This is a genomic window from Actimicrobium antarcticum (genome assembly GCF_039536745.1).
Taxonomy (GTDB): domain Bacteria; phylum Pseudomonadota; class Gammaproteobacteria; order Burkholderiales; family Burkholderiaceae_D; genus Actimicrobium; species Actimicrobium antarcticum.
Genome location: NZ_BAAAZE010000008.1, coordinates 864074 through 880960, shown reverse-complemented (window position 1 = coordinate 880960; position 16887 = coordinate 864074). Strand labels below are relative to the sequence as shown.

The window sequence follows — 16887 nt, the reverse complement described above, 5'->3', positions numbered from 1 at the left end:
GGCACAGGCTTGTTTGAAAATACCGTTCGGACTGCCATTTTTAATCGGCACACAACGCAGATCGGGCAGGGCTTGGGTTGATTGCACACAACTGCCTACCATCAACTCCAGCCCACCCGCGGGCAATGCCAAATCAACTGTTGCCGCGTGCCTCGATGACTTCCCACTTTTCCAGCGCTTCCAGCAGTTCGGCATCCAGCTTGGCAAAACGCTGATTCAACCGCTGCTGCTCAGCCGGCTTTTGCTTGTAAAAATCAGGATCAGCCAGTTGTGCGGAAATGGTTTTTTGTTCCGCTTCGAGCTGGGAAATCAATAGCGGCAATGCATCCAGTTCGCGCTGTTCCTTGAAGCTCAATTTCTTTTGCTTGGCTGGTGCCGCAGCGACCGGCTCTGCGGCGGATTTGACGTCGCTTTTGACGGACTTCACTACAGCAGCGGTCAGCGGCGTACGGCGTACGCGTTCCCAATCGGAATAGCCACCGATGTACTCGCGCCACATGCCGTCCCCTTCGGCCACGATTACCTGTGTCACGACGTTGTCGAGGAAGGTCCGGTCATGGCTGACCAGAAATACGGTGCCGGTATAGTCCTCCAGCAATTCTTCCAGCAATTCCAGCGTATCGATATCCAGATCGTTGGTCGGCTCATCGAGCACCAGCACGTTGGCTGGCTTGGCAAACAGGCGCGCCAGCAAAAGACGGTTGCGTTCGCCACCCGACAACGATTTGACCGGTGAACGGGCCCGTTCCGGTGCGAACAGGAAGTCATTCAGGTAGGTCATCACATGCTTGCGCTGGCCATTAATCTCGACCCAGTCACTGCCCGGAGCGATGGTGTCGGCCAGGCTGTCGTCTTCATTGAGCTGTGCGCGCATCTGATCGAAGTAAGCCACTTGCAGCTTGGTACCCTGACGGATCGTGCCCGAATCCGGCTGCTCTTCTCCCAGAATCATTTTCAGCAAGGTGGTCTTGCCGGCTCCGTTCAACCCGATCAGGCCAACCTTGTCGCCGCGCAGCAATGTCGCGCTGAAGTCGCGCACGATGACCTTGTTGCCATAGCTCTTGTTGACGTTCTCGAGTTCGGCCACGATTTTGCCGGAACGCTCGCCTGCCGATACGTCAAGGCGCACCTGGCCCTGCTGGTCTCGCCGCACGCTGCGCGTCATGCGCAGAGCTTCCAGGCGGCGTACGCGACCTTCATCACGGGTACGGCGGGCCTGTACGCCCTTGCGGATCCAGATTTCTTCCTGCGCCAGGAATTTGTCGAACTTGGCATTTTCGACTTCTTCGACTTCCAGCTGTTCGGCCTTGCGCAACTGGTACGCAGTGAAGTTCCCCGGGAAGGACAACAGGCGACCGCGATCCAGTTCGATGATGCGCGTGGCGACATTATCGAGAAAGCTCCGGTCATGGGTAATGAACAGCACGCTACCTTTGTAGTCGCGCAGCAGACCCTCAAGCCAGAGAATCGATGTGAAATCCAGATGGTTGGTTGGCTCATCGAGCAACAGCACATCCGGCGCACTGACCAGTGCGCAGGCCAACGCGACGCGCTTTTGCATTCCACCTGACAGCGTACCCATCAGCGATGTGCCATCCAGGTTCAGACGGTCCAGCGTAGTCTCGACTTTGTTGTTGAGGTTCCAGGCATCGGCAGCATCGAGCTTGAGCTGGATTTCGTGCATGCGCTCCATCAGCGCCTCATCATCGTCGCCGCCAAACTGGCCGGTCAGCACATCGTATTCCTTGAGCAGCGCCTGCATCTCGCCCATGCCGGAAGCCACTGCATCAAATACCGAAATCTGACGGTCGAACTGTGGCTCCTGGTCGACGTAAGTAATCTTCACGCCTTGCTGCATGACCAGCAGGCCATCGTCGAGTTTCGACTGCCCTGCCAGGACTTTGAGCAACGATGATTTACCGGTGCCGTTGCGACCGATCAGGCCGACCCGTTCGGTCGTTTCGAGTGAGAATTCTGCACGGTCGAGCAAGGGAACGTGGCCGAATGCGAGTTGTGCATTGGATATAGAGATGACTGCCATAATTGCCTGAAGTGGAGGGGCGCATGCACCGGTGTGCAACGCCAGTAAATCGATGGAAGTGCGCATTGTACCGACTCCGCGCCATCTCTCCTCAACGGGCACCGGGTTTTTGCTGCATTGCGACAGGCAGGGCGACGTAACGAGATGGAAGAAGCTGTCAGGAATGTGCGAAAATACGCGTCGCTGCCCCCGTAGCTCAGTGGATAGAGCGATCCCCTCCTAATGATTTGGGCATCGGGCTCCGAAAGGTCCCGCATGAATGGAGTCAAATTCGGTGAACCCTGACAGGTCATGCTGTTGGCAACGCCGAGCCAAGCCCGATATTGATCGGGAAGGTGTAGAGACTAGACGGCTCCCGCCTGTAACGCAATGCGCGTCATGGTGAAGGCATAGTCCAGACTGCAAACGGGTCAACCGGTGGCGAAAGCCATAGCGGGATGAAGGGATAGGTCACACGTTCGATCCGTGTCGGGGGCACCACCGGATCAGTTGTGCGCAATCGGATTGCGTGTCACCTGCAGCAGATTTGTGTCACCCGCATCGCTGTCGTTTACCGAGCAGTACACGAACACTTTCTTACATATTCTTGCGACAACGAAATCGCGTCCTGTGCGTTACTTGCATATCCGGCTAGCTGGAAATTTTCCGCGTGACGACCGGCACCACACCGCGACAATGTTTCATTGAGTCAATGTGCGCTGCCGAACCGACACACTCGCGTCGTTCGAATAACCTATCAGGCATCAACAGGAGAAATCATGAAAACCACCACGACTCTGGCTGCATCCGTCCTCATCGCGTCGAGCCTGCTCGCCGGTTGCGCAGCGCCATACCAGCAGCCAAACAATTCTCAGAATTATCCGAGCTCGAACCAGGGCTACAGCAATCAACAAGGATATGGCAACCAGCAGGGTTACAACACGCAGTACGGCGTAATCGATTCGATTCAGGTATCGCGCTCGGGCAATACCGCCGGACCGGGCCTAGGCGCGGTAGTGGGTGGCGTGGTCGGCGGACTACTGGGTAACCAGGTGGGCGGCGGAACTGGCAAAGCGTTCGCGACGGCAGCAGGCGTGGTCGGTGGTGCGGTGGTCGGCAACCAGGTCCAGCAGAACAACCAGGGCGCAGGTCGCGACACCTATCAGATCAATATTCGCCTCGACAGCGGCCAGTACGAAACGATCAATCAGGACAACGTCAACGATCTGCGCGTCGGCAACCGTGTACGTGTCGAAAATGGCCGCGTCTACCGTTACTGATCGATTGCCATAGCAATCCTGGATCGCCTCACGCGATCCTGACCTGCAGCGAGCCAAGTCCGTCGATCTTGCCAACCAGCAGATCGCCGGACACGACCGCAGCAACGCCCTCAGGCGTCCCGGTATAAATCAGGTCGCCGGGTTGCAGCGCGAATAATGTCGATAGCTGAGCAATTGTTTCAGCAACGTTCCAGATCATTTTTTCCAAGGTGCTTTGCTGACGAACACCGCCGTTGACGGTGAGGGTAATTCCCGGACCCGGTACACTCCGATGAATCGGCCCGATCGGTGCCGAGCAATCAAATCCCTTGCCGGTTGACCACGGCCTCCCGAGTTTTTTTGCTTCTCCCTGCAAATCGCGCCGGGTCATATCCAGACCGATCGCGTAGCCCCAGATATGCGCTGCTGCATCGTCCACCGCGATGTCCTTGCCACCAGTGCCGATGGCGACCACGAGTTCGATTTCGTGCTGCAGGTCTGACGTCACCGACGGGTAAGGCATCGTACCGATACTGCCCTTGGCCACCGGCAGAACAGCATCCGCAGGCTTCATAAAAAAGAATGGTGCTTCACGACCAGTACCACCCATCTCTTTGGCATGGTCAGCATAATTACGCCCGACGCAATAAATGCGATGCACCGGAAAAAGTTCGGACGAGTTTGCTACGGGAACTGCGGCCTGCATCGGGGGAGAAAATACGAACGTCATCTTGATTCCTTGAAGGTTGACTGAAGACCATGCGAAAATTTCATCGCAAAAAAACGCCATGCCGGATTATCACCGGCATGGCGTTTTTCAACCTGCAAGAATCTGCAGGAAAGTTGTTTAGCCTTCGCCCAGATATGCTTCCTTAACGCGTGGATCATTCAACATATCGGCGCCTGCGCCGCTCATGGTGATCAATCCGGAATCCATCACGTAACCGCGATGCGCCGCCTGCAATGCCAGTTTGGCGTTTTGTTCCACCAGCAGGATCGTGACACCTTCGGCCGAGACGGTACGCACCACCTCGAAGATTTTTTCGACCATGATAGGCGACAGTCCCATCGATGGCTCATCCAGCAACAGCAATTTCGGATGCGACATCAGTGCGCGCGCCATTGCCAGCATTTGCTGCTCGCCACCTGACAAGGTACCCGCCATTTGTGCAGCACGCTCCTTCAATCGCGGAAATACTGCGAACCACTTGTCGATGTCGGCATCGATGCCGGCCTTGTCGTCACGGGTGTACGCCCCCATCAGCAAGTTTTCATGGATCGACATGCGCGTGAAGACGCCGCGACCTTCGGGCACCATGGCGAGTTTTTTCTTCACCAGGTCGAACGAACCCACGCCCTTGATGGCTTCACCAGCGTAGTCGATATGGCCTTCAACCCGGCAATTTGGCAGCGTGCCGGTGATGGCCTTCAGGGTCGTGGTCTTGCCGGCGCCATTGGCACCGATCAACGTGATCAGCTCACCCTTGTTGACCTCCAGATCGATCCCCTTGACCGCCTGAATACCACCGTAGGCGACTTTCAGGCCACTGATCCTGAGAACATTTTCGCGCACGGCCGGTTGGCTATCGTTGGCTACCATTAATGTGATCCTCCGAGATAGGCTTCGATGACAGCCGGATTTTTTTGCACGTCGGCAGGGATGCCTTCGGCGATGGGCTTGCCATAGTCCAGCACGGTGATCCTGTCGCACAGACCCATGACCAGTTTGACGTCGTGTTCGATCAGCAGGATGGTCTTGCCTTCTGCCTTGATCTTCACTAGCAGCTCGCGCAGCGCGAGCTTCTCGGTGGCGTTCATGCCTGCTGCCGGCTCGTCCAGCGCCAGCAACTGCGGGTCGGTCGCCAGCGCACGCGCAATCTCCAGACGGCGCTGGTCGCCGTATGACAAGTGTCGGGCAGTACGATCGGCGAATTTGGCGATACCGACAAAGTCGAGCAGCTCTAGCGCACGCTTGCGAATGCCAGCCTCTTCCTCGCGCGCTGCCTTGTGACGAAACACGGCGCCGAATACGCCCTGACTGGAACGTACGTGCCGTCCCACCATGACATTTTCCATCGCGGTCATTTCACCAAACAAGCGGATATTCTGGAAGGTGCGTGCAATACCCGCCTTCGCCACTTCGTGCGGTGCTGACGGCGAATAGGGCTTGCCGGCCAGTTCGAACGAACCGGTATCGGCCTGGTACAGGCCGGTGATGACATTGAAAAAAGTCGTCTTGCCGGCGCCGTTCGGACCAATCAAGCCATAAATCTGGCCCTTCATGATCTTCATGTTCACGCCGGACAAGGCCTGCAAACCGCCAAAACGCTTGGTGACGCCGGCAATATTAAGAATGATTTGTTCGCTCATGATGATCCTCAGGCTGGCACTACGCCGGTTGCTTTTTCCGGTTTGTCGATGTCGCCGTCAGGACGGTCCTCGTGCTTCGGTGCAGGCCACAATCCGGCAGGACGGCTCAGCATGATGACGACCATGGCAAGCCCGTACAGCAACTGGCGCAACACTTCGGCATCGATCCAGACCCGTCCGAAAATGGCCATCTGGACTGGCTCGACCGTATGGCGCAGGACTTCCGGCAAGGCAGCCAGGATGATGCCGCCCAGGATGACACCAGGGATGTGCCCCATACCGCCCAGCACGACCATGGCGAGGACAGCGATCGACTCGGTCAGGGAAAATGACTCAGGTGACACGAAGCCCTGGAACGATGCAAACATCGAGCCGGCAACGCCACCAAACGAAGCACCCATGGCAAACGCCAGCAACTTGACGTTGCGGGTGTTGATGCCCATGGCCTTCGCCGCAATTTCATCTTCGCGAATGGCAACCCAGGCACGACCCAGACGGGAATTCTGCAAACGAATCGAGACGAAAATGATGGCGATGCACAGCACCAGGAACAGGTAATAGTACGCGTTGACGGATGGCATCGAAAAGCTGCCGAACACCAGATTGGCACGCGATCCCGGCTCACCACCGAGCGACACACCAAAGATCCTGATCGGGTCGATCATGTTGATACCCTGCGGACCATTGGTGATGTTCACCGGCCCATTCAGGTTATTCATGAAGATGCGGATGATTTCACCAAATCCGAGTGTCACGATGGCCAGATAATCGCCGCGCAACTTCAACGTTGGCGCGCCAAGCAGCGCGCCAAACACGCCTGCCAGCAGCGCACTGAGCGGCACGATGAACCATACTGACAAATGGATACCGGTCTGGGCGATTTCCGGCCCGAACAACGCCACCAGCGCGTTGCCGATCGCCGGATACTGATTCACGAACGATTCCAGCACCACGGCGAATTGCGGCGAGGCCAGCAACGCCGTCATGTAGGCACCCAGCGCATAAAACGCGATGTAACCCAGATCGAGCAGCCCGGCAAATCCGACCACGATATTGAGACCCAGCGCCAGCATGATGTAGAGCAGCGCAAAGTCCATGATGCGGACCCAGGAATTGCCATAATTCTGTGCAATGAACGGGAACAGCAGCACCAGCACCAGAAGGATTGCGAGGCTACCGTACGCCTTGCGCGGATTGTTTTTGGTATCGAAATAATTAGCCATGAACTTGTCCTTTACGCACGGTCTGCCACACGCTCGCCCATGATGCCGGACGGTCGTAGCGTGAGCACAATAATCAGGACCACGAAGGCAAAGATATCCTGGTAGTGACTACCGAGGAATCCACCGGTCAGGTCACCGATATAGCCGGCGCCCAGGCTTTCGATCAGGCCGAGCAGAATACCACCGAGCATCGCGCCGTAAATATTGCCGATACCGCCCAGTACCGCAGCCGAAAACGCTTTGAGACCTGGCACGAAGCCCATCGCAAATTGTGCGGACGCGTACGTGGCACCCCACATCACGCCAGCGACGGCGGCAAGCGCTGCACCGATTGCAAACGTCATCACGATCACGGCATTCGAATCCACGCCCATCAGCCCGGCCACCCGCGGATTTTCAGCGGTGGCGCGCATGGCGCGCCCCATCTTGGTTTTTTCAACCAGCATCACCAGAGCAAACATCGACAGTGATGCGAGTACCAGCAACATGACCTGCGTGGGTGAAATCAGCGCACCAAGAATGTGGTACGAGTCAGTCGAAATGACTTGCGGGAACGCCACCGGACTGCGGCCCCAGATCATCATTGCGAAAGTTTGCAGAAGGATCGACACACCGATCGCCGTAATCAACGGAGCCAATCGCGGCGCGTTACGCAAACGTCGATACGCGACGCGCTCGATCAACAGGTTCACGGCGACACAGATCGGAATGGCACCGGCAATCGCGATGATGACCTTGACCACGCCTGGCAGGTCGGGCGCAACGGTTTGTATGATCTTGAGAATAGTGACACCGGCCATCGCGCCGATCATCAACACGTCGCCGTGCGCAAAGTTAATCAGGTTCAGCACTCCGTACACCATGGTGTAACCGAGAGCAATCAACGCATACATGCTGCCGAGTACCAGCCCGTTGATAATTTGCTGGATAAATGTATCCATAGTTTGCTTCTTTCTCAAAAACCCGGAGTGACCCGGCTTTGCAAATTGACTGCGATTGTTTGATTTCCCGTGGCAGGAATCAGCGTGGATAACAAAGCGGCACCCGTTCTTCCAACCCGGGTGCCGCTCGTGCCTGTACTGGATAACAGGACCCTGTCGCGCAAAATGATGATATTGAGTGCATTTGCATCAATGCTAACCTCCCGACTTCCTGAAACTAAACATACCCTATCAGGAAACAAGGACCGGATTCTATAGCGAGTTAATCGACTCGTCAGCTTTCTTTGATATGACTCATGCAATTAGCCTTGCCGCTCAGGGATGCATGACAAGCCGACAAATCCTTCGCCAACGGGAATGATAGCGATGAAGGCAAAAAACTATCAATGGAAAATCAACCCCGGCTCAAAATTTAGTTCTGCGCCAAATCGACGCCTGTCAAGCCTTTTGGCATAGGAAACGTCACATGCTCTTCCACTCCGGCCAGCACCCGCACACTATTGACGCCAAAATCTTTCAATTTATCGATAACTGCCTGCACCAGTACCTCCGGTGCAGAAGCACCGGCTGTCACCCCAATGCGCTGCTTGCCTTCCAGCCAGGCTGGATCGATTTGCATCGCGTTATCCACCATGAATGACGGAACGCCTTTTTTTTCCGCTACTTCACGCAAACGGTTCGAGTTGGAACTGTTCGGGCTCCCAACAACGATCACCAGCTCGACTTGTGGCGCCATGAATTTGACAGCCTCCTGCCGGTTCGTCGTCGCGTAACAGATATCGCCTTTCTTGGGCTCGGCGATATCCGGGAAACGGCGCTTCAGCGCAGCAATGATGTCGGCCGTGTCGTCGACCGACAGCGTGGTCTGCGACACATACGCAAGCAAATCGGGGTTTTGTACCTGAAGCCGCTCAACATCGTCGGTCGTCTCGACCAGGTACATGCCAAGTTCCGACTGCCCCATGGTGCCCTCCACTTCCGGATGACCATCATGGCCGATCATCACGATTTCCCGACCCGCGCGACGCATCTTCTCGACCTCGACATGGACTTTGGTGACCAGAGGACAGGTCGCATCGAAGATGCGCAAGCCACGCTGCTCGGCTTCGGCCTGCACGGCTTTCGATACGCCGTGTGCCGAGAAGACCACGGTCTGTCCGGTCGGAACATCGGCCAGCTCTTCGATAAAGATGGCACCCTTCTCGCGCAGATCATTGACGACGTACGCGTTATGAACAATTTCATGGCGCACGTAGATCGGCGCGCCAAATTGTGTCAGCGCACGTTCGACAATTTCGATTGCACGGTCGACCCCGGCACAAAAACCGCGCGGCTGGGCCAACAGAATTTCCTTGTTGCTTGTCATTGGACTACCTCTTGTCAATTACGTCGAACCTAACTGCGCCGTGACCATCTTGTGGGCTCAAAGTATCCCGATGATCCTGACTTCGAATTTCAATGACTGACCGGCGAGCGGATGATTGAAGTCGAACACCGTATCGTCACCAGAAAATTCACGCAGCACACCGGCAAAACGGCCACCATTTGGCGCATTGAATTCGACCACGTCACCGATCGCGTATTCCACGCCGAACTGCGAATTTTCAGCCAGCGTGGCACGCGTGACTCGTTGCACCAGAGATGGATTACGCGGACCAAATGCCTCGTCGGGCAGCAAATCAAAGGTTTGGTGAGCGCCTTCCGGCAAGCCCAGCAAACGTTGTTCGAGAAACGGTGCCAGTTGACCGCTTCCCAATTGCAGCGTCGCCGGATTGTCATTGAAGGTCGTGACGATTTCCGTCCCATCCTGCGAGGCCAGACGGTAATGCAAGGTCAGGTAAGCACCGTCGCAAACGACAGGCTGTGGGGTATTCGACATCGATGATTCCTAGATAACAAACAATGCGCTATTTTAAGCCACTCAGCCGACAACGCCTGCGGGCGTTCGCAAACTCTGAAGTACGCTTGGCTCTCCCGTTGCAATGTACTGAACACCACGCGGATCAATGCGATCCGGAACCCAGGCTCAACAACCATGGCAATTACCGACTGGCCTGAAAATCAACGTCCGCGCGAACGGCTCATCGCGCATGGCCCGGCGTCACTGTCGGATGCGGAATTACTGGCCGTATTTTTGCGTATCGGCGTCGCCGGCAAGACTGCGGTCGATCTCGGTCGGGATATGGTCAGTCATTTTGGATCGTTGCATGCGATGTTCCTGGCCAGTCTTGAGCAGTTCTCTGCGCTGCATGGACTTGGTCCGGCAAAATTTGCACAACTGCACGCAGTGATGGAATTAGCCAGACGCGCGCTGTCGGAAGAACTTCAGGCTGGCATTACGCTGACATCGCCGCAGACAGTGCGGGAATACTTAAAATTGCTCTTGGCGGGTAAAAGCTACGAGTCCTTCACTGTCTTGTTTGTCGATGTCGGGAATCGACTGATCGCCACCAAAGAAATGTTTCGCGGCACGTTGACCCATACCAGCGTCTATCCGCGTGAAGTGGTCAAGGCCGCATTACGCCATAATGCGGCCGCCCTGCTGCTGGCTCACAATCATCCGTCGGGACGACCGGAGCCAAGTGCCGCCGACCTGTCATTGACCAATACCCTGCGCCAGACACTCGGAATGATCGAAGTGAAAATACTGGATCACTTCGTGGTTGCAGGAAGTCAGGTGTATTCCTTTGCGGAGCACGGCCATCTTTGACGAGAAATGCGATGATATCTCCGCGCTCGCCACATTGTTAAATATATTTATAGATAATAGTCACAATTGTTTTACGCAAGTCGTTGAATAACCTGATTTTTTTCGTTATACTCGATTTTTTTCCAATTTCGGAAATCATTTAGGAGTGAGATATGGCACGTGTATGCCAAGTCACTGGGAAAAAGCCGATGGTCGGCAATAATGTTTCCCATGCAAATAACAAAACGAAACGCCGCTTTTTGCCTAACCTGCAAAAACGTCGCATTTTCGTTGAGTCCGAGAATCGCTGGGTCTCCCTGCGCCTGTCCAACGCTGGTCTGCGTGTCATCGACAAGCTCGGCATCGATGCCGTACTGGTAGACATGCGTGCTCGCGGCGAAAAAGTCTAACTAGCAGAATAAAGGAACCATCATGGCTAAATCTGGCCGCGACAAAATCAAGCTGGAATCGACTGCAGGTACGGGTCACTTCTACACGACTACCAAAAACAAGCGCACTACTCCGGAAAAAATGTCGATCATGAAATTCGATCCGAAAGTACGCAAGCACGTTGAATACAAAGAGACCAAGATCAAGTAATTTGATTGCACTCTCGTTCTGGCATTACCGAAGCCGATCGCACTAGCGAACGGCTTTTTTTCGTCCCGATTTTTATCACGCGATACACAAGCATGTGTCTGGACAAGCAAAAAAAATGCGACCTGTCGAGGTCGCATTCTTGGTGTTACCGGGCTACCAACAGCTGACTAGCTATGCCGGTCGGCGATCCTGATTACGCGTAGCTGCGCAGACGGAATGAAAAATCCTGCAACGCCTTGATGCCGGACGCCTCGGCACGCACACACCAGTCCTGCAGTTGCTGCAGCAGCTGATCGCGGCTGCTATGTGAACGTTCCCAGATCGCACTGAGTTCGGAACGCATTTCATGCATCGTTTGCAATGGCTTGCTGTGGCTAAACAGTTCCCGCAGCTGCTGCTGTTGCGGCACTTCAAGCTTGGCCGGCTCGCGATGCATCAGACGCTTGGCTGACTTCAGGAATCCCGACTTCAGCTCGGCTTTGCCACGCAGATGGTCAAGTTCGTCATGCCAGGTGGTTTTCACCGACTTGGCATATTTGGCCATGACGTCATAGCGATTCGAGATCACTGATTGCAGCGTTTCAAAATCAGCCACCATTTTCTGGCGATCGAATTTCGGTGCAGGCGCAATTTTCTTGACCTTTGCCAGGCCAGCCATTTCCATCATGCGGATATACATCCAGCCGATATCGAATTCGTACCACTTCGACGATAGCTTGGCGGAGGTACCAAACGTGTGATGGTTGTTATGCAGTTCTTCGCCACCAATCAGAATACCGATAGGAAAGATATTTCTGGAGGCGTCCGTGCAATCGTAGTTGCGGTAGCCCCAATAGTGGCCAATACCGTTAATGATGCCTGCAGCCGTGATCGGGATCCAGATCATCTGGACGGCCCATACCGTGAGCCCGAGCACGCCGAACAGCATCAGATTAATCACTAGCATCAAGCCAACACCCTGCCAGCTGAAACGGGTGTACAGATTACGTTCAATCCAGTCATCCGGCGTGCCGTGGCCGTATTTGTCGATGGTTTCCATGTTCTTGGACTCGGTGCGATACATTTCCGAACCAGTCAACAAGACATTTTTGATACCACGGGTGACCGGGCTGTGCGGATCATCCACGGTTTCGCATTTGGCGTGGTGCTTGCGATGAACCGCAGCCCATTCCTTGGTGACCATACCCGTCGTCAACCACAACCAGAAACGGAAAAAATGACTAGGTATCGCGTGCAGGTCCAAGGCGCGATGCGCCTGATGACGATGCAAATAGATGGTGACGCCGGCAATGGTGATATGCGTCACGATCAGGGAATACACGACAACTTGCCAGACACTTGCACCGGTCAAGCCATTTGCCAGAAAATCGAGAACTGCGTCAAAGACTGTGTTCAAAGTAGCGCTACTCCACGGTTAAAAGAATTTTCACTCGTTAGGCTGAATCTGTGTCCGGCTTTTCATTGTTGCGAGCAGGATTGTACCCGCTTTCACTTGTTGCGCCCACGCCTGGCGGAGTGACAACTTTGCCGGGCACGGGTTCGTCAGCAAGGCCGGCGAGCGCGACCTGATTCAGGATTCGTACTTCATGTTGGGTATACGGAATGGAGATGCCATTGGATTGCAACATGCGCCAGATTGCGCGATTGACGTCCGAGGTCACGCCAAAGGTGCCGTTTTCTGGATCGATGATCATGAAACCAACTTCCAGTTCCAATCCATCCGCAGCAAAAAAACGCAGAACCGCACTCGGTGGCGGCGCCGAAGAAACGCGACTGATGCTACCTGCAGCCTCCTCCAGCATGGGCAGCAATGCCTCGATGTCCGTGTCGTATGCGACCGTCAACTTGGTACTGAGTCGGATCGAACGATCAGACAGCGAATAGTTCTGCATCGGCCCGGAAACGAACAGTTCGTTGGGAATGATCGACTCGACACCGTCCAGCCCCCGCAACACGGTATAGCGGGTATTTATACGAGTTACCTGCCCGTAGTATTTGTCCACGGTCACCATATCGCCAATCGCCATACTGCGCTCAAGCAGGATTACAAATCCGGAGACATAGCTTCCGACGATTTTTTGCAGGCCCAGCCCAAGCCCGACACCCAGCGCGCCACCAAAAATCGATAACACCGTCAAGTCGATGCCCACCAGTGACAGGCTGACCAGTATGGCGACAAGGATCAACACGGCCCGTGCCATGCGGGCCATCACGGCGCGAATGGACGAATGCACCGAGTCCAGACTCATCAGGCGCTGCTCCAGCGCAGCGCCAGCCCACAAAGCCACGATCAATGTTCCCATTACGGAGACGACGGCCTGCAGGATAGTCAGGAGCGACACTTTGTAGCGACCAAGCGGCAACACCGTTTTTTCCAGCAAGTCGACCAGGTCCGGCCATAAACCGGTGATGTACAGCGCAAAGCCGATCCAGACAATTGCTGCAATCATTTTTTCGATGGCGACGACGCTGGCACTGGCATTACCACCCCGTGAAAACACCCGGCGCAATACATAAAAGCTCAGACGCACCAGGACAAACGAGGCAACCAGCGGAATGGCAAGACGAAGCAGGTGAACATGTTGCACCTGTTCCAGCAATGGCTTGGCTACCAGGATCAAGCCCAAGGTAATCGACGGCGACAACACCCGAGAAAAACTCTCCAGGCCGATGCGAAAAATACCTTGGTCCGGGCTGCGACCGCCAAAGAAAGATCGGACGAGTCGGGCAAGCAACCAGCCCAGCACCAGGCATCCGGCAATCGTCGCGATTTGCCAGAGGACTTCCGGCTCCTGCAAGTCGGACCAAAGGTCAAGCAACAACCCGGACAGAATATTGTTTTTCACTTGGAATACGCGGATGCGCCCGGGCTGGATTACTTTTTACGTTCGAGGACGGCAGCAAAGAAACCGTCGGTCTGATGCTGGTGCGGTGTCAGCTTGAGGTAGTCGTCCATCTCAAGGTCGACTTTTTGCTCGGCCAGCACGTCTTTCATCGGCACGAGCACGAAGTCTTCATGCGTCGCAAGAAAAGCCGTCACGATGTCTTCATTTTCTTCATCGAGCAAACTGCAGGTGGCATAAACCAGCCGTCCGCCAGTCTTGACCATGCGCGCCGCGCCAGACAGGATCGAGGTCTGCTTGACATTCAGTTCAGCCACGCCGATTGGCGTCTGGCGCCATTTCACGTCGGGGTTGCGGCGTAAGGTACCGAGTCCGCTACATGGCGCATCGACCAGTACACGATCGATCTTGCCGGCCAGACGCTTGATCTTCGCATCATTTTCATGGGCGATCTGCACTGGATGGACATTCGACAAACCGCTGCGGGCGAGCCGTGGCTTCAACTTTGCCAGACGTTTTTCCGAAATATCGAACGCATACAGGCGGCCAGTGTTGCGCATTGCGGCACCCAGCGCCAGTGTCTTGCCGCCGGCACCCGCACAGAAGTCGACCACCATCTCGCCGCGCTTGGCACCGACGATCTGCGCCAATAGCTGACTTCCCTCGTCCTGCACTTCGATCAGGCCATCCTTGAACAGCGGCAGGTTCTGCAGCGCCGGCTTTTTCAGCACGCGCAAACCTACCGGCGAAAACGGCGTTGGCTCGGACAGGATCGGTGCAGTGGCAAGCGCTGCCATGACATCCTCACGCGTACCCTTGATGACATTCACCCGCAGATCCAGCGGCGCAGGTTCGTTCAGTGCGGCCGCCATGACCAACGCGCCCTCCTCACCTTCACGAGCAACAAGCTTGTCAAACAGCCACTGGGGCAGGTTCGAGCGCATCGATGCCGGCAGCAAATTGCGATCGATTTGCATCGTATGGTCGAGCCAGGCGGTTTCTTCGTCGGTCAAGCCTCCGAGTGCATCGGCACCGACGGCACCGGCAAGTCCCAGCAGCGTCATGCGCCGCATGGTCGGTCCGTTGCCGGACTCGGAAAAACTGGTGTAGACCGATTTATTGCGCAAAATGCCGTAAATACCTTCGGCAATCGCACCACGCTCGCGCGAACCCAGCCTTGGGTGGTCACGGAAATACCGTGACAGCGTGCTGTCGGCAGGTCCGGTAAAGCGCAGGATCTCGCGCAGGATTTCTTCGGTATTGTGTACGATCGCAGGTGGCAATCTCATGCTGTTTCTCTCAAAATTAGGGTGTTCTATGACGATTCGGGGGCGAGCCGCACCAGACCATCGAGCAAACTCAGTCGCCCATCAATGAACCAGCGTACGGCTAGTGGATAAATCAGGTGCTCTTGCTGCAGCACGCGTTCGGCCAACGATTGTTCGGTGTCGCTATCGAGGACTGGCACCGCCGCTTGCGCGACGATCGGTCCGTGATCGAGCTCGGTGGTCACGAAATGCACTGTCGCACCATGCAATTTCACGCCGGCAGCCAATGCCTGGCGATGGGTCGAAAGGCCAGGAAAACTAGGCAACAGGGACGGATGAATATTGAGCATCCGGTCCCGGTAATGGTCGACAAATCGGGCCGTCAGAATGCGCATGAATCCTGCCAGAACGATCAGGTCCGGCGAAAAGCCATCTATCGTCGTCTGCAGGGCAGCGTCGAAGGCATCGCGTGTCGGATAGTCTTTACTGGCGACTACGGCAGTGGGAATCTGGTGACTGGCGGCGAATGCCAGGCCTTCTGCATCAGCCCGACTGCTGATTACTGCAGCGATGCGGCAAGCCCATTTTTGCTGCTGCGCGCGTTGAGCAATGACCTGCATGTTGCTGCCGCGACCGGAAATCAGAATCACGATATTTCTCATGGCGCGCATTGTACCGCAAGGACATGCTGTCACACCCATCAAAAAGCCGACCGCGTGGTCGGCCTGATAGCACCGTCGCGGACTTACTGGAATGAATAAAAAACGCGGAACGGTACTTTTTTCTCGGCCCAGAATTCGGCTGCATCACGGAACACATCCAGCAGAGTTTCGCGCGCTTCCTTGTCAAATTTAGGCGTGTTGGGCAACTGTTCCAGCACCACCAGAAATCCGGGCTGCGGGCCCGCCTTGCAGACGATATCTGTCAGGCAGTCAGCCAGCGCATCAAAATTTTTACCAAAATGTCTGGGGAAATGAAACGCTTCTGCGATGCAAACCAGGACCTGCTGCTTGGTCAGTGCGTCGGCACAATACGCATACAAAAAATGCTGTCCGAGGCGAGCGGCCTCTGCCTGCAGCTCGACCACCCTGAACGCACGGATGGACTGCACCAGATTTGGCGGCACGGTTTTAAGCAAACTCATTTCTCCCTCAATTCGAGCCATGTTGATGTAATGCGTTAAAGTCACTCTGCGCTGATGCGCTTGAATGTCACGTAGTGGTCAGCGGTATAGAAGTAATCTGCCCGATCGGGTGGCTGGCCACCAACAATAATGCGGCGTGCTCCGCGGTTGCGGGCACGCGGTGTCGGCACCGTATATTCACGGTAGTACCCGCGCTTCTGGCCGGGAAGCTGCCGTTCGTAGTTACCGAACACGGACCCGTCTTTTTCATAGGGGAAAGGACCGCCCTGTTTGATCAACGACAGCGTCACTTTTGCCTCATGCGGCAATGCGCCAACGGGAATGGAATCCTGCGCCGGGAATTGCCTAGCGTGGACACTTGAGGCCAGAATTACCGCCACACAGCCGACCGCTACTTGCCTGAGCACCTTGAGGGACACGGTACTTTCCTTGATATGGTGTGCGGATTACGCGATTGAAAACCTGCAGAATCCCGTAGGGTAACGTGTTGTGTTGCCCGAATCAACCCGAATCATGCCCTGCTACGCGTA

The 16887-nt window shown here is 55.5% G+C and carries 18 protein-coding genes; 4 read left to right on the top strand and 14 right to left on the bottom strand.

Annotated elements, in window-relative coordinates:
* Positions 1–133 precede the first annotated feature (133 nt).
* Positions 134–2041 carry an ATP-binding cassette domain-containing protein gene (locus ABD720_RS11990; RefSeq protein ID WP_344763522.1) on the bottom strand — a complete coding sequence of 636 codons (1908 nt, stop codon included), beginning with the start codon at positions 2039–2041 and terminating at the stop codon, positions 134–136.
* 758 nt (positions 2042–2799) lie between these two features.
* Between ABD720_RS11990 and ABD720_RS11985 the strand changes: the two genes are divergently transcribed.
* Complete coding sequence (locus ABD720_RS11985; RefSeq protein ID WP_344763521.1) at positions 2800–3300, top strand: glycine zipper 2TM domain-containing protein; 501 nt, start codon at positions 2800–2802, stop codon at positions 3298–3300.
* Positions 3301–3328: 28 nt separating this feature from the next.
* Here ABD720_RS11985 and ABD720_RS11980 read toward each other — a convergent pair whose 3' ends face one another.
* The 7 genes from ABD720_RS11980 to ABD720_RS11950 all read right to left on the bottom strand — a co-directional run bounded on the left by ABD720_RS11980 (position 3329) and on the right by ABD720_RS11950 (position 9692).
* Positions 3329–4009, bottom strand: coding sequence for a fumarylacetoacetate hydrolase family protein (locus ABD720_RS11980; RefSeq protein ID WP_344763688.1), 681 nt, complete (start codon positions 4007–4009; stop codon positions 3329–3331).
* Between the two features lie 117 nt (positions 4010–4126).
* Positions 4127–4879: an ABC transporter ATP-binding protein gene (locus tag ABD720_RS11975; RefSeq protein WP_425547969.1), complete on the bottom strand. Its 753-nt coding sequence runs from the start codon at positions 4877–4879 to the stop codon at positions 4127–4129.
* Positions 4879–5649 carry an ABC transporter ATP-binding protein gene (locus ABD720_RS11970; protein WP_344763520.1) on the bottom strand — a complete coding sequence of 257 codons (771 nt, stop codon included), beginning with the start codon at positions 5647–5649 and terminating at the stop codon, positions 4879–4881. The genes ABD720_RS11975 and ABD720_RS11970 overlap by 1 nt, the downstream gene beginning before the upstream one ends.
* 8 nt (positions 5650–5657) lie before the next feature.
* A complete protein-coding gene (locus ABD720_RS11965; protein WP_344763519.1) occupies positions 5658–6872 on the bottom strand; it encodes an ABC transporter permease subunit in 1215 nt (404 codons plus the stop codon).
* An 11-nt stretch (positions 6873–6883) separates the two neighbouring features.
* Positions 6884–7813, bottom strand: coding sequence for a branched-chain amino acid ABC transporter permease (locus ABD720_RS11960; protein ID WP_344763518.1), 930 nt, complete (start codon positions 7811–7813; stop codon positions 6884–6886).
* 412 nt (positions 7814–8225) lie between these two features.
* The gene (gene ispH, locus ABD720_RS11955; protein WP_344763517.1) at positions 8226–9179 is read right to left on the bottom strand and encodes a 4-hydroxy-3-methylbut-2-enyl diphosphate reductase; all 954 of its coding nucleotides are present in this window, start codon (positions 9177–9179) and stop codon (positions 8226–8228) included.
* Positions 9180–9236: 57 nt separating this feature from the next.
* Complete coding sequence (locus ABD720_RS11950; RefSeq protein ID WP_344763516.1) at positions 9237–9692, bottom strand: FKBP-type peptidyl-prolyl cis-trans isomerase; 456 nt, start codon at positions 9690–9692, stop codon at positions 9237–9239.
* Between the two features lie 156 nt (positions 9693–9848).
* Here ABD720_RS11950 and radC point away from each other — a divergent pair, with 156 nt between their 5' ends.
* From radC to rpmG, 3 genes are all read left to right on the top strand, one after another.
* The gene (radC, locus tag ABD720_RS11945; RefSeq protein ID WP_344763515.1) at positions 9849–10523 is read left to right on the top strand and encodes a RadC family protein; all 675 of its coding nucleotides are present in this window, start codon (positions 9849–9851) and stop codon (positions 10521–10523) included.
* A 152-nt stretch (positions 10524–10675) separates the two neighbouring features.
* The gene (gene rpmB / locus ABD720_RS11940) at positions 10676–10912 is read left to right on the top strand and encodes a 50S ribosomal protein L28 (RefSeq protein ID WP_344763514.1); all 237 of its coding nucleotides are present in this window, start codon (positions 10676–10678) and stop codon (positions 10910–10912) included.
* A 22-nt stretch (positions 10913–10934) separates the two neighbouring features.
* The gene (gene rpmG, locus ABD720_RS11935; RefSeq protein WP_009667251.1) at positions 10935–11102 is read left to right on the top strand and encodes a 50S ribosomal protein L33; all 168 of its coding nucleotides are present in this window, start codon (positions 10935–10937) and stop codon (positions 11100–11102) included.
* A 193-nt stretch (positions 11103–11295) separates the two neighbouring features.
* On the opposite strand, the gene ABD720_RS11930 is transcribed toward rpmG, so the two are convergent.
* The 6 genes from ABD720_RS11930 to ABD720_RS11905 all read right to left on the bottom strand — a co-directional run bounded on the left by ABD720_RS11930 (position 11296) and on the right by ABD720_RS11905 (position 16776).
* Positions 11296–12498: a DesA family fatty acid desaturase gene (locus ABD720_RS11930; RefSeq protein WP_344763513.1), complete on the bottom strand. Its 1203-nt coding sequence runs from the start codon at positions 12496–12498 to the stop codon at positions 11296–11298.
* Between the two features lie 37 nt (positions 12499–12535).
* A complete protein-coding gene (locus ABD720_RS11925; protein WP_344763512.1) occupies positions 12536–13948 on the bottom strand; it encodes a mechanosensitive ion channel family protein in 1413 nt (470 codons plus the stop codon).
* 29 nt (positions 13949–13977) lie between these two features.
* Positions 13978–15234: an RsmB/NOP family class I SAM-dependent RNA methyltransferase gene (locus ABD720_RS11920; protein ID WP_344763511.1), complete on the bottom strand. Its 1257-nt coding sequence runs from the start codon at positions 15232–15234 to the stop codon at positions 13978–13980.
* 26 nt (positions 15235–15260) lie between these two features.
* Positions 15261–15884, bottom strand: a complete 624-nt coding sequence (gene purN / locus ABD720_RS11915) for a phosphoribosylglycinamide formyltransferase (protein ID WP_344763510.1) — start codon at positions 15882–15884, stop codon at positions 15261–15263.
* A gap of 74 nt (positions 15885–15958) precedes the next feature.
* Positions 15959–16357: a barstar family protein gene (locus ABD720_RS11910; RefSeq protein ID WP_344763509.1), complete on the bottom strand. Its 399-nt coding sequence runs from the start codon at positions 16355–16357 to the stop codon at positions 15959–15961.
* Between the two features lie 41 nt (positions 16358–16398).
* Positions 16399–16776: a guanyl-specific ribonuclease gene (locus ABD720_RS11905; protein WP_344763508.1), complete on the bottom strand. Its 378-nt coding sequence runs from the start codon at positions 16774–16776 to the stop codon at positions 16399–16401.
* Positions 16777–16887: the final 111 nt, after the last annotated feature.